At 41.3% G+C, this 13,173-nt stretch carries 16 protein-coding genes; 14 read left to right on the forward strand and 2 right to left on the reverse strand.

The features are described from left to right. The first annotated feature begins 129 nt into the window (after positions 1–129). Both ZOBGAL_RS10705 and ZOBGAL_RS10710 read left to right on the forward strand, forming a co-directional pair. Complete coding sequence (locus ZOBGAL_RS10705) at positions 130–1,287, forward strand: homogentisate 1,2-dioxygenase (protein ID WP_013993621.1); 1,158 nt, start codon at positions 130–132, stop codon at positions 1,285–1,287. Positions 1,288–1,375: 88 nt separating this feature from the next. Further along, positions 1,376–1,930: a nitroreductase family protein gene (locus ZOBGAL_RS10710; protein ID WP_046287881.1), complete on the forward strand. Its 555-nt coding sequence runs from the start codon at positions 1,376–1,378 to the stop codon at positions 1,928–1,930. A 14-nt stretch (positions 1,931–1,944) separates the two neighbouring features. Here ZOBGAL_RS10710 and ZOBGAL_RS10715 read toward each other — a convergent pair whose 3' ends face one another. Both ZOBGAL_RS10715 and ZOBGAL_RS10720 read right to left on the reverse strand, forming a co-directional pair. Further along, positions 1,945–3,264 (reverse strand): serine hydrolase domain-containing protein, encoded by a 1,320-nt coding sequence (locus ZOBGAL_RS10715; RefSeq protein WP_013993623.1) that lies wholly within the window; start codon positions 3,262–3,264, stop codon positions 1,945–1,947. 13 nt (positions 3,265–3,277) lie between these two features. Continuing rightward, entirely contained in the window at positions 3,278–3,793 is a 516-nt protein-coding gene (locus ZOBGAL_RS10720) for a DUF456 domain-containing protein (RefSeq protein ID WP_046287449.1), read from the reverse strand. A gap of 209 nt (positions 3,794–4,002) precedes the next feature. On the opposite strand from ZOBGAL_RS10720, the gene ZOBGAL_RS10725 reads away from it, so the two are divergent. From ZOBGAL_RS10725 to ZOBGAL_RS10780, 12 genes are all read left to right on the forward strand, one after another. Beyond that, positions 4,003–4,392 carry a BlaI/MecI/CopY family transcriptional regulator gene (locus ZOBGAL_RS10725; RefSeq protein ID WP_013993625.1) on the forward strand — a complete coding sequence of 130 codons (390 nt, stop codon included), beginning with the start codon at positions 4,003–4,005 and terminating at the stop codon, positions 4,390–4,392. 11 nt (positions 4,393–4,403) lie between these two features. Next, a complete protein-coding gene (locus ZOBGAL_RS10730; protein WP_013993626.1) occupies positions 4,404–6,368 on the forward strand; it encodes a M56 family metallopeptidase in 1,965 nt (654 codons plus the stop codon). 3 nt (positions 6,369–6,371) lie between these two features. Beyond that, positions 6,372–7,511: a tetratricopeptide repeat protein gene (locus ZOBGAL_RS10735; protein WP_013993627.1), complete on the forward strand. Its 1,140-nt coding sequence runs from the start codon at positions 6,372–6,374 to the stop codon at positions 7,509–7,511. A 128-nt stretch (positions 7,512–7,639) separates the two neighbouring features. Beyond that, the gene (locus ZOBGAL_RS10740) at positions 7,640–8,110 is read left to right on the forward strand and encodes a hypothetical protein (protein WP_046287450.1); all 471 of its coding nucleotides are present in this window, start codon (positions 7,640–7,642) and stop codon (positions 8,108–8,110) included. A 10-nt stretch (positions 8,111–8,120) separates the two neighbouring features. Beyond that, positions 8,121–8,675 (forward strand): crossover junction endodeoxyribonuclease RuvC, encoded by a 555-nt coding sequence (ruvC, locus tag ZOBGAL_RS10745; RefSeq protein ID WP_013993629.1) that lies wholly within the window; start codon positions 8,121–8,123, stop codon positions 8,673–8,675. Between the two features lie 214 nt (positions 8,676–8,889). Next, on the forward strand, positions 8,890–10,023 hold the full coding sequence (gene hemW, locus ZOBGAL_RS10750; RefSeq protein ID WP_013993630.1) for a radical SAM family heme chaperone HemW: 1,134 nt from the start codon (positions 8,890–8,892) through the stop codon (positions 10,021–10,023). 84 nt (positions 10,024–10,107) lie between these two features. Further along, entirely contained in the window at positions 10,108–10,860 is a 753-nt protein-coding gene (locus ZOBGAL_RS10755; RefSeq protein ID WP_013993631.1) for a cyclase family protein, read from the forward strand. Then, a complete protein-coding gene (locus tag ZOBGAL_RS10760; RefSeq protein ID WP_013993632.1) occupies positions 10,857–11,207 on the forward strand; it encodes a DUF4260 domain-containing protein in 351 nt (116 codons plus the stop codon). Before ZOBGAL_RS10755 ends, ZOBGAL_RS10760 begins: the two co-directional genes overlap by 4 nt. 1 nt (position 11,208) lies before the next feature. Continuing rightward, complete coding sequence (locus tag ZOBGAL_RS10765) at positions 11,209–11,832, forward strand: DUF4230 domain-containing protein (RefSeq protein ID WP_013993633.1); 624 nt, start codon at positions 11,209–11,211, stop codon at positions 11,830–11,832. A 101-nt stretch (positions 11,833–11,933) separates the two neighbouring features. After that, complete coding sequence (locus tag ZOBGAL_RS10770) at positions 11,934–12,260, forward strand: Dabb family protein (protein ID WP_316932906.1); 327 nt, start codon at positions 11,934–11,936, stop codon at positions 12,258–12,260. Positions 12,261–12,264: 4 nt separating this feature from the next. After that, the gene (locus ZOBGAL_RS10775) at positions 12,265–12,816 is read left to right on the forward strand and encodes a GNAT family N-acetyltransferase (protein WP_046287452.1); all 552 of its coding nucleotides are present in this window, start codon (positions 12,265–12,267) and stop codon (positions 12,814–12,816) included. After that, positions 12,813–13,169: an MmcQ/YjbR family DNA-binding protein gene (locus ZOBGAL_RS10780; protein ID WP_013993636.1), complete on the forward strand. Its 357-nt coding sequence runs from the start codon at positions 12,813–12,815 to the stop codon at positions 13,167–13,169. Before ZOBGAL_RS10775 ends, ZOBGAL_RS10780 begins: the two co-directional genes overlap by 4 nt. Positions 13,170–13,173 lie beyond the last annotated feature (4 nt).

Here is a 13,173-nt window from a genome sequence, read left to right on the forward strand (position 1 = left end):
TAAAACGTTTTTTCCATTTTAAGGATTTCTTATATGAAAAATAATTCCATCCGTTTTTATGGAAGGGCAAATATGCGATATCGCTAAAAAAGCACTAATTTTAGGAGTACATTTATAAACGCAGAACATATGCCGTTATATCATAAGCTCGGAAAGTTTCCGCAAAAACGTCATACCATCTTCAAAAAAGACGATGGCACCTTGCATTACGAACAATTGTTCGGTACCATTGGGTTTGACGGAATGTCCTCTTTACTATATCATTTGCATAGGCCTACACAGGTAAAGGAAGTCGGTAAAACCTTGGATATTGCTCCGAGGGCCGCCGTAGAATACAATATAAAGTCAAGATTGCTAAAGGGCTTTGAGGTAAAGCCCCAAGACGATTATCTACAGAGCCGAAAGACCGTACTTTTCAATTCAGATGTGCATGTAGGGCTCGCTGCGCCCAGAAAGTCGGTCACGGATTATTTTTATAAGAATACCGATGCCGATGAGCTATTGTTCGTACACAGGGGCTCAGGTACTTTAAAGACCTTTTTGGGGGAAATTCCTTTTGAATATGGAGACTACCTTGTGATTCCAAGAGGTATGATCTATCAAATCGAGTTTGATACAGAGGATAATCGTTTATTGATCACCGAAAGCTATCACCCCATATATACCCCTAAAAGATACCGGAATTGGTTCGGTCAGCACTTAGAGCATTCGCCTTTTTGCGAGCGCGATTTTAAGCTGCCACAGAACCTGCAGACCTTTGATGAAAAGGGTGAGTTTTTGATGAAGGTAAAAAAACAAGGGCAGCTGCACCATCTGGTATATGCCACCCATCCGTTTGATGTGGTCGGTTGGGACGGGTACAATTTTCCGTACGGCTTTTCCATTCATAATTTCGAACCCATTACAGGTCGCGTTCACCAACCGCCCCCAGTGCACCAAACCTTTGAGACAAGCGCCTTTGTGGTGTGCTCCTTCTGCCCGAGGTTGTACGATTATCACCCACAGGCCATACCGGCACCGTATAACCATTCCAATATAGATTCGGATGAGGTGCTCTATTATGTGGATGGTGATTTTATGAGTAGGAAGGGGATTGATGAAGGGTATATTTCCCTACACCCGGCGGGTATTCCTCATGGTCCGCACCCAGGTACTTACGAAGGCAGTATAGGGAAAAGCAAAACTGAAGAACTTGCAGTAATGATAGATACGTTCAAGCCGTTGAAATTAACCCAACAGGCCTTGGATATCGATGATGGCAAGTATTACCAAAGCTGGTTGGAGTAGCGCTTAGGGCTGTTTGTTATCTTTTTGCTAAAGCCAATGCTTACATTTTGCTTTTTGGATACTTTTGAGACAAGAAAAAAAGAAACAAGTGATATTAGATTTAATACGAAACAGACGCTCGGTATTTCCGGCTCAGTATAATAATAAGCCTATTGCCAAGGCCGATATCGAAAAAATATTGGAAGCGGCCAATTGGGCCCCTACCCACAAAAAAACCGAACCATGGAGGTTTCGGGTTTTACAGGGGGAGTCTCAAGAGAAATTGGGACTTTTCCTTTCCTTGAAATATCTGGAAAACGATCCCAACCCGAAGGAGTTCAAAGCCAAAAAACTAATTGAAAACCCGAAGCGTGCGGGCGCAATTATCGCTATCTGTATGCAAAGGGACCCCGCCCAAAGTATTCCCGAATGGGAAGAAGTCGCCGCTACCGCAATGGCCGTTCAAAATATGTGGCTCTGCTGTACGGAAATGGGTATTGGCTGCTATTGGAGTTCTCCGGGACTCGTAAAGCATATGAACGATTTTTTTGAAATGAACGAGGGCGAAGCCTGTTTGGGCTTTTTCTATTTGGGCTATTCCGATGAGGAAATTCCTGAAGGACAGCGGAGTCCCATTGCGGATAAGGTAGTTTGGATGGATTAGAAAGCTATTATAGTCTATTCCATTTTATATTTAAATACGCCACCGCCTTGCTTTAAAAGCATTGTTTTGTTCTCAGGGTCGAACTCAAGGCGTACTCCCGCTAGGTGAAATTCAAAAACATTCTTTGCTACGGCCTCCAACGGAAATGAGGGTTGTCCGGTCGCCTGTGCCATAAGGGTGCCATTATTTTGAGTAATACTTATCTTTAATTTTTTCTGATGACTTGCATAGGTGCCGAGGTATTTTTCTAGGTCTTCTGCGGCTATTTCTATGGTGCTAAAGTCGGGTATGTCAAAAGATTTGCCATAGTATGCCGCTAGTACGGCAATAAAGATGTCATTGTTGCTATAACGGGTGCCGTTCGATGTAAGTGCTATGGAGATATGGTCTTTGGGGAAAATGGCTAATTGAGATGAGAATCCATCTATGCCGCCATTATGGCCAAATCCCTTCTTGCTGAAATAGGGCATCTCAAATAGGCCCATTCCATAACCGTCCTTAAAAGTTTTCATTTGCTTCAGGCTTTCGCTCGTAATGAGTTTGCCCTCAAAAAGAGCCCTTGCAAAAGTGTTGAGGTCGTTAGGTGTAGAGACTATGGCCCCGGCTCCTAAAGGAATAGACATGTGGGTTTCAAAAGATTTCTTCCACTGGGTGTCATAGCTATAGGAGTGGGCCTCGTTGTTTGTTAGGTCTATGCTTGAGCCTACATACGTATTGCTCAATTTTAGAGGAACCGCTATTCTGTCTTTAATTAGATTGGCATAGTTGTCTTTGAAGACATCTTCTAAAATAAAGGTCAATAGTATATAGTTAGAGTTGCTGTACTCCGCTTTGCTATCAGGGTTAAAAACGCTTCCCCCTTGTTCGATCAACTCTAAAAGCTGTGTTCTTGTTTTTGGCTGTGTATTCCATAGAAGATAACTGGGTAGACTTGTTACGTTCATGATTCCACTGCGGTGGCTGAGCAAGTGGCCAATAGTAATATCGGATGCATTTTTAATTGAGGGGAAGAAGTTTGATAGAGGTTGGTCTAAAGTTATTTTATTTTCTTCAACAGCCATAAAAGTAAGGGCTGAGGTGAACATTTTGGAAATGGACCCCACCCTGAATTTTGTTGTTGTATTTATCTTTTGTTTCGTCTCTATATCGGCATAGCCCGTGGTTTTACTGTAAATGGTCTTTCCGTTTTTTGATAGGGCAACACTGCCCATAAAACGATCATGGGTTTCTAAGGTTGCAAAAAGGCTATCAAGTTTTTTGGTGTCAAATTCCTGGGAAAAAATCGATCCGGTAATCAGTAGAAATACGAGCGGAACAAATACTGATTTTCTCATGGGAAATACGGGTTTAGTTTATAAAAGGAAATAGTTCTAAGCGATAATCCCACGCTTTTGAGATAAATAGTCCCAAGTAGATTATGGCAATCAAGAATTTCATAAAGGTACCGGTCAAGAAACCTAAAAACGACCCAAAAGCGGCTTTGGTGGCCGTTTTTCCATCGGCTTTATTCAATAATTCACCTACCAGGGCACCGACAAATGGCCAAATAATAATACCAAACGGACCTAAAACAGGGAAGAATAGGGCGACCAATAGTCCCAAGGTAGTGCCGATAACCCCTGCCTTGGTTCCTCCGAATTTTTTTGTGCCTATGGCGGGTATGACGTAGTCTAGGGCAAATACAATCAGTGCGAGGGCCGCGGTGATACCTAAAAACAACCAGTCTTGGGGAACGGCCTTGGTGAGGTGTAGCAGTAGTAGCCCCACCCAACTGATCGGGGGTCCTGGGAGAACGGGCAAGAAACTGCCCAAAATTCCCATGAACATAAAAACGAAACCTAAAACAAGCAGTACAATGTCCATTTTATCAATTTGCTGTTTGACGAAGATAAGCACATTTTGTTACATCTTTCCGGTGGGTTCTCTTGCTGCTTTTAAGGGTGGTCTGACTGTTAGTATGTTAGCGATTTTGATAGAAGTTTAAAACCGATTTTTATTTTTTAACTAAAATTTTAGTTTGAACTATATTTTTAGTTATATTTGTTTCGTGTATGAACTAAATACTTAGTTAAATGAAGCAATTAACAAAAGCGGAAGAAGAGGTGATGCAGCAATTATGGCAACTGGAAAAATGCAATGTTGCCGCTATTATTGAACAATTACCAGAACCAAAACCAGCATACAACACCGTATCCACAATTGTAAGGATTTTAGAAAGTAAAGGTTTTGTAGGTCATGAAAAAGAAGGGAAGGGATATCTCTACTTTCCTATCGTAAAAAAGTCGGATTACAGCAACCAGAGTATCAATAAGCTGGTGGACGGGTATTTTCAGGGCTCTTTTAAAAGCATGGTCTCTTTCTTTATGAAGAAGAACGATATGAGCCTTTCTGAATTGGAATCTATAATGCAGGATATTAAAAAGGGTTCCGGGCCGGAAGGGATAAATAAAAAGAATAATTAAAATCTGTTTTGATGATACAATATATCTTAGAGTGCATCGCCTTTCAACTGGTTTTTCTTGTTATTTATGATTTTTTCTTAAAACGGGAAACCTTTTTTCAATGGAACCGGTTTTATCTTTTGAGCACGTTTTTGCTATCGCTCTTGCTGCCTTTTGTAAAGATTGAAGCTTTTAAAACCACAGTGGAGCAGCCCTATATTGAATATGGCGAGGAACTTTGGGGGGTAAATAATGCCCTTGTACTTGGAGCTCAAGAGCCTACGGGAATAGACATTTCGTGGCAAACGGTATTATTTGTGTCAGGAGCACTAGTAGCTACGTTGTTATTGGCGTATAAGCTGCGCCAGCTATATCTTTTGGGCACAAAGGGAGACAGGATTAGTTTCAAGGAGTTTACGCAAATATTGATTCCCAATAGCAACATGGCTTTCTCCTTCTTTAAATCAATTTTTATTGGGGATAAAGTTTCAAAAACGGATTACACCAATATCATAGCCCATGAATTGGTTCATATAAAACAAGGGCACTCGTGGGATTTGCTCTTTTTTGAGCTCATGCGCATTGTTGGCTGGTTTAATCCGCTGGTTTATATCTACCAAAATAGAATTTCGGAATTGCACGAGTTCATCGCCGATGCAAAAGTTGCGAAAAACAATAAAAACGAGCAGTACCAATTATTGCTTTCCCAAGTATTTCAAACACAAAATATATCGTTCATCAATCACTTTTTTAAATCATCATTAATCAAAAAACGAATCGTCATGTTACAAAAATCACAGTCAAAATCGGTTTTCAAATTAAAGTATTTGGCCTTGGTGCCATTGATTTTAGGTATGTTATTTTATACTTCGTGCGAAAACGATGATAAAAATAGTCTGGAGGATAATGAAAATATCATAACCGTAAGTAGCGTAGATAATCTCTCAGAAGAAGAGGAGACTAAGGTGTATGCAAGATTGAAGTCTCTAGCCGATTCCGAAGAAGCCTGGAGCTTGAGGGTAGAGGATTCCGAAAATTCGTTGAAGTTCGAAAGTACAAAGGATGACGTATTTGTTTCGGGGATTAACAATGAGCCAGTTCGGGCTAAAATGACTATTGGTAATAATGGCTCGCCAAAGTACTTTAAAAACTTTATGCCCTCTGCAGGCAAGCCGTACGATTGGAAAAAGATTTATAGGGAAGAAAATCTAGTGCCTTTTACTTATGCCGACGAAGTTCCTGTTTTTCCGGGTTATGAAAATGAAAATGATTTAAAAGCTTGCTTTCAACAAAATATCCAGAAACATATTGGTAAACATTTTAAATATCCCGAAGAAGCTCAGAAACAGGGAATTCAAGGCAGGGTAAGTATTATGTTTACTATTGATGAAGATGGTTCAATTGTAGATATTCGAAAAAGAGGTCCCCATGAATTATTAGAAAATGAAGCGGTTCGTATTATTGAAAAATTGCCACGTATGACGCCGGGTTCTTATGAGGGCAAAACCGTGAAGGTTCCATTTTCACTTCCGATTACTTTTAAGTTGGAACAGGCAGGGTTTAGTCCGTCTAGTACTGACGATATTTATGCGCAAATGCAAAAGGAACAAATAGCTAAATTATCCACTGAGGCGCAAATAGCTTATGGGAATTCCGTGGCTTTTAAAGAAGTAGAAATCCCCCCTGTTTTTCCGGGTTGCGAAAATGTGGATAATATACAAGACTGTTTTCAGAAAAGTGTATATCGGCATATTTCCGAGAATTTCAGGTATCCGCAGGATGCACAAGAAAGAAGGATTCAAGGCAGGGTTCTGGTCATTTTCCTAATGGATACCTCAGGAAACATTACTCATATTTCTACCAGAGGACCGGATGAATCTTTAGAGAAGGAAGCGGAACGTATTATTTCAAAGTTGCCTAAAATGACTCCTGGACAGAACGATGGGGTAGCCGTAAATGTTCCTTATTCTATACCTATTGCTTTTAAACTCCAATAAGTTTTGAGAACCTTAATTTCTGTTTTTTTACTTGTATCCTGTGTTACGGCAGAAGGTCAAATATCAAATTCTAAGATAGCCGATAGTCTATACGCTACAGGTAACTACATTAAGGCTATTAACCATTATGCGGAAGATGGTTCCATTACTTCTACTTTACAGATTGCAAGGGCCTATAACGCTATTGGCAATTATGAAAAAGCAATTGCACAGTATCAGAATGTGCTGTCTCAAGATGCAACGCTTCAAATTGCAAAATTTGAACTGGGAAAGCTCTATCTGAAAACAAAAGACTTTACGAATGCGGAGGCCCTATTCTTAGAACTGACGCATGCTGCAAGTAACAACCCTGAGTATTATTTTTACTTGGGAGAGACCTTTCGAGAAGAAAAAAAGACGGAGCGTGGTCTGGCGTCTTACAAAAAGGCAGTGGTAATTGATAATACGCATTTAAGAAGTCTGTTTCAATTAGGAAAATATTATGTAGGGCAGCGCGAAAAGGATTCGGCCTTAACTTTCATTGACAAAGGACTTCGCTTCTATGAAAATGATGTAGCACTGATAAACTTAAAAGCACTGGCCTATTATAATAACGATGAGTATGTCAAGGCATCTCACTATTTTGAAAGGCTTTTAGAATTGGGCGAGCACAAAGAGTACATCTACGAGAAATTAGGTTATTGTTACTTTAAGGATTGGGAGTTTGAAAAGGCAAAAGCCAACTATAAAAAGGTTTTAGAATTGAACGATGAAAATGCCGATGCCTATTTCAATCTGGGACAGGTGTTTTGGAAAGACCGACAGATAGATAGTTCCCAATATTATATCAAAGAATCCATAGCGGTTCAAAAGCCTTTTTTATTAAGAGAGTATGTTGCCTTAGCGGGAATCGCAAGGAATAAGGACGATATGAGAACGGCTTTGAAATACTACAAATTAGCACATCAAGAAGACCCGGATGAAGCACTGGTTTATCATAATGTCTGTACAGTGGCCGATCGGTATTACAAAGACCCCAAAATCAAATTAACATATTACGAAAAATTTGACGAGCGATTTGGTGATAAAAACGACTATATGTCCAAAATGGTAAACAAGCGTATTTCTGAATTAAAAGAGGAAATCCATTATGATGTGAAATAATCCACCTTGTTTTCTAGGTTGCTTTTTTACTACTAAGATCCGTTTTTTAGGTGTTTTCCCTTTGAGAATCGCTATTCATAGCGTAAACCTCCCTAAAAAATCGTAATTTTCGCCTAGAATTCAGGGCAATGCGAAACCTTACAATTTTATGCTTTCTGTTCGTGCTGACCGCGTGTAATTGGTCGGCTTCAAGGGAAAAGAAAACCCAAGAATTGGTAAACAAAGAGATATTGGGTATCGACTGGGAAGATGTGGACCAATACCCTCTTTTCGCCGATTGTGACGAAACGGCTTCTAAACAAGAGCAGAAGCAATGTTTTATGGCAACCTTGTTGAAGCACTTCTCAGAAACTTTGGAAGAATCAGATTTTGTAGTGGAAGAAGCTCTCAACGATACTATTTTTGTCGATTTTTTAATGGAAGCTTCAGGGACTATTTCACTTTTGGAAATCGATAAGGGCGGTATTACCGACGACCAGCTTCCGGGTTTTGACGAGCAGATTTCAAAATGTTTAAACCGTTTGCCCAAAATTGAGCCCGCATTAAAAAGAGGTATTCCCGTTAGGGCGAAATTTAGAATTCCTATAGTACTACAATAAAACAAATCATTTGGCTACGGAAAAAATTATACTCGGTATTGACCCAGGTACTACCATTATGGGCTTTGGTCTTATAAAAGTGGTAGGAAAAAAAATGGAATTTGTTCAAATGAACGAATTGCTACTTCAAAAATATAATGACCCTTACGTAAAACTAAAGCTCATTTTCGAGCGCACCATAGAGCTTATAGATACGTATCACCCTGATGAAATTGCCATTGAGGCACCTTTTTTTGGAAAGAACGTACAGTCGATGCTCAAGCTGGGTCGTGCCCAAGGTGTGGCCATGGCTGCGGGACTCTCACGTGAAATTCCCATAACGGAATATTTGCCAAAGAAAATAAAAATGGCCATCACGGGAAACGGTAACGCCAGTAAGGAACAAGTGGCCAAAATGCTACAAAGTCTACTGGGATTAAAATCCTTGCCCAAGAATTTGGATAGCACCGATGGCCTTGCCGCTGCCGTTTGTCATTTTTATAACCAGGGCAGGGTAGAGGTCGGTAAAAGTTACTCTGGTTGGGACGCATTTGTGAAACAGAATAGTTCTAGGGTGAAGAAGTAGGCGAAATTATGGTGCTGGGTATGAGGTAAAGATTACTCGGTGAACGTTAGACCTTATTTCCGTACATCAAAAAAAGCCAATATCCCGAAGCCCTAAGAACTAAACACTTAATACTAATTACTTAGTACTTAATACTTAGTACTTAATACTTAGTACTTGATACTAATTACTTAATACTGTTTACTTAGTACTTAATACTAATTACTAAAAAAAAATGAGCGGAATCTACATTCATATCCCTTTTTGCAAACAGGCCTGTCACTATTGCGATTTCCATTTCTCGACCTCCATGGGAAAGAAAGAGGCGATGGTTTCGGCATTGCGGAAGGAACTGCTCTTGCGGAAAGAGGAGTTTAAGGATGAGGTGGTGGAAACTATTTATTTTGGAGGAGGAACGCCCAGTGTCTTGGATGCCGAGGAAATACAATTCATTATTGATTCGGTTTACGATAATTATAAAGTTGCAGGGAATCCTGAAATCACCTTGGAGGCCAACCCCGATGATTTGTCGACGGAGAAGATAATGGCCCTTTTTAAGAGTCCTGTCAATCGCTTAAGTATTGGAATACAGTCCTTTTTTGAAGAAGATTTAAAACTGATGAACCGGGCGCATAATGCCAGCGAAGCGGAGAATTGCATAAGGGAAGCAAGCGCCTATTTCGATAATATTTCTATCGATTTGATTTACGGCATTCCGGATATGGACAACGAGCGTTGGAAGCATAATATAGAGAAAGCCCTTTCCTTTGGTATTCCCCATATTTCGAGTTATGCCCTCACCGTTGAGCCGCAAACGGCCCTTGCTAGTTTTATTAAAAAGGGCTTGGTCAAAAATGTAGATGATGAGGTGGCGCAAGCACATTTTTATATTTTATCGGAGACCTTGGAAGCTGCCGGGTTTGAGAGCTACGAAATCTCCAATTTCGGGAAGCCGGGCTATTTTTCAAAAAACAATACGGCTTACTGGCAACAGAAAAAATACTTGGGAATAGGTCCCTCGGCCCATTCTTATGATGGTGTACGTAGGGGGTGGAACATCAATAATAATCCAAAATACCTAAGGGCTATCGAAAAAGGGGAGCTTCCTATGGAGACGGAGACCCTATCGGTTACCGATACCTATAACGAATATGTAATGACCGGCCTACGTACCATTTGGGGGGTGTCGCTTTCAAGGATAGCATCTGATTTTGGCAAAAACTATCGTGAGTACGCATTGATACAGGCCGAAAAACACCTGAGGGACGAATTGCTCCATATTGAGGGAGACACCTTGCTGACTACCAAAAAAGGGCGTTTTTTGGCAGACGGCCTCGCATCTGACCTTTTTATGGTAAATTTGGGGTAGGTGTGGGCATATGGCATCGAAAAGGAAAATGGAGCCTTTTGAGTTTCCGTAGCTTATGGATGTCCTTAAAACTCAACACATGTTATGATTGCCACAATAAAATATAGAACAAAGAATTACCCGATCGACCTTAGCAAGCCTTTGGATATTTCCATCGCTATAAAAGGGGGGAGTGAAAACGTAACTGCATGGTACGTTGATCCCCCTGAAATAAAGGCACATGAAGAAGATGGTTTTGTGGGTAAGGTGTCTGAAGGGGCATCGATCAATTTTAACGATATTGCCTTCAATCCCCATGCCCATGGTACCCATACCGAATGTGTCGGGCATATCACGGACGAGTTTCATTCCGTCAATAAGAACTTAAAGCAATATTTCTTTTTGGCCGAAGTGATCACCATTGCCCCGGAAATGCTTGATGGCGATTTTGTGATTTCAAAAAAGCAGCTGAAATACGCTTTGGGCAATAAAAAGCGGGAAGCCGTGGTCATCCGTACCTTGCCCAATTTGAGTCAGAAAAAATCTAGGCAGTACTCGCATTCGAATCCACCTTATCTTACACAGGAAGCGGCCGAATTTTTGGTGGAAAAGGAAGTCGGGCATTTATTGGTAGACCTCCCTTCCGTGGATAAGGAAAAAGACAATGGGGCCTTGGTCGCCCATAAGGCATTTTGGAACTTTAATGGTAAACTTCGCAAGAATGCTACCATAACGGAATTTGTTTATGTGCCCAACTCCGTAGGAGATGGCTCTTATATGTTAAACCTACAGGTGGCGCCTTTTGAGAACGACGCTAGCCCCAGTAGGCCTGTACTCTATGAAATTATTAAAAAATGAAAAGAATCTTGAAGGTGGAGGAATTCTTCATGTTCCTCTTCGGCATTTATCTGTTCAGCCTCTTGCCCTATGCTTGGTGGTGGTTTTTGGTTTTATTGTTGACCCCCGATATTGGTATGCTCGGTTATCTTTTAGGAAACAAGGCGGGGGCCTTTACCTACAATCTGTTCCATCATAAGGGCATTGCCCTTGTCATCTATGTAATTGGGGTGTATCTTTCAGGACCGATATTGCAGTTGATAGGGATTATCTTATTTTCGCATGCTGCAATGGATCGTGTTTTCGGGTACGGCCTGAAGTATGACAAAGGATTTAAATTTACCCATTTGGGGGAAATAGGAAAATAACATGGATAATATTTTCGATACCTTCTTAGGCCTGATACTAGGTGCTATTCTCATGTACTGGGTATATTCTTTTTTAAGGCAGAAGAAGAAGAAAGAGGTCACCAAGCACCAATCTACGGTACTTGTCGATAAGATACAGCGTGTGTGCAAACTGGTTTCGGTCGAAGGCGATTTTGCCGAAATCTACCGTTATGAGAATATCAAGGAACGGTTTATGAGCTTGGTGAGCAGCAAGAAAAAAGCCCTGCTGGTCATCAATGCCAAGGCCCATATCGGATACGACCTGAAAAAAATAAAGATCAAGGCCGATGAGGAGAACAAGCGGATCATACTGACCCATTTTCCAGAGCCGGAAATCTTGTCGATCGAGCCCGATATCCAGTTTTACGATATTCAGAGCGGGATGTTCAATTTCTTTTCTTCGGAAGACCTCACCTTGTTGAACAAAGAAGCCAAACAACATATCCGGGAGAAAATCCCGCAAAGCGGATTGATGGAAACGGCCAAAAAGGAGGCCATTCAGGCCGTATTGTTAATCGAGAATATAGTGGAGACCATTGGTTGGAAACTTGATTACACGGCTTTGAAAATCACCGAGAAGCAAAAGGAAATGCTTGAAGACTAGTATAAATGGTTTATATAAATACAATGATTATGAGAACGCTTACTACAGTAATATTATTTTTAACCCTTGCCATTACCGCTAATGGCCAAACAAAGAATGACATGAGAGAGTTTGATCCCCATTTTGCCCATACCGTATTTTTCTGGTTCAAAAATCCCGATAACCAAGAAGACCGTGCCGCATTCGAAAAATCCTTACAGAAGTTTTTGGATAATTCGGCCTATGCGAAAACCAGCTTTATAGGCAAACCGCCCAAAGCTAGCCGTGATGTGGTAGATGGATCTTTTACCTATTCCTTGATCGTAACTTTTGAATCGGCCGAAGCCCAGCAAAAGTACCAAGACGAAGCCCCTCACAAGGTATTTATTGAAGAGTCGAGCCACCTATGGGCCAAAGTAATCGTTTACGATTCAATGGGCGTACAATAAAGGTATGATGGTCTATAGGCCTGCCGTGGCCGATGATGCCTTGGCCATTGCACATTTGCATGCCAAGAGCTGGCAAGAAAACTATCGCGGTGCATTTAGCGACCGTTATTTGGATGGAGAGGCCTTAAACGACCGACAAGAGGTCTGGGCCGATAGACTTCGCGACCCTCTTGAGGGCCAGGTCGTTCTGGTAGCGGAGTATAAAGGGAAGATAATAGGTTTTGCCTGTGCCTTTATGGATTACGACCCTCTGTTCGGAACCTTGCTTGACAATCTGCACGTCTCTAGGGAAGTACAGGGCAAGGGCGTGGGTAGGCAATTGATGTCTCGCGTGGCCGGAATCTGCTCTGATCAATGTCTGAAACAAGGACTCTTCCTGTGGGTGTTGCAGCAGAATGAAGCGGCACATGGTTTTTATAAGGCCTGTGGAGGCGAGGAAATGGAAACCGTGGAAGGATGCGATATAGGAGATAGGCCCATCATGAAAGTCAGGTATCATTGGCCGGAGATAAAATCGTTGGTGGTAAGATCTTCGGATAAGAATGGGGTAAAATGAACATAGAACAGTTTCGCGACTATTGCATAGCCAAAAAAGGCGTTACCGAGTCATTTCCTTTTGATGAAAAAACCTTGGTGTTCAAGGTTATGGGGAAGATGTTCGCCCTGTGTGCATTGGAGCGGATACCGTCTCAGGTAAACCTGAAATGTGATCCCGAGCGTGCCATTGCCCTGCGAGAAGCATATGACGGTCGTATTATACCGGGCTATCATATGAGCAAGGTGCATTGGAATACGCTTCTGTTGGAAAGCCTTCCTCCCCAACTTATAACCGAACTTGTAGACCATTCGTATGCATTGGTCATTTCCAAATTCACCAAAAAGCTTAAGGCGGGGTACGATGCCCTTTAAAAAA

The organism is Zobellia galactanivorans (genome assembly GCF_000973105.1).
Classification (GTDB): domain Bacteria; phylum Bacteroidota; class Bacteroidia; order Flavobacteriales; family Flavobacteriaceae; genus Zobellia; species Zobellia galactanivorans.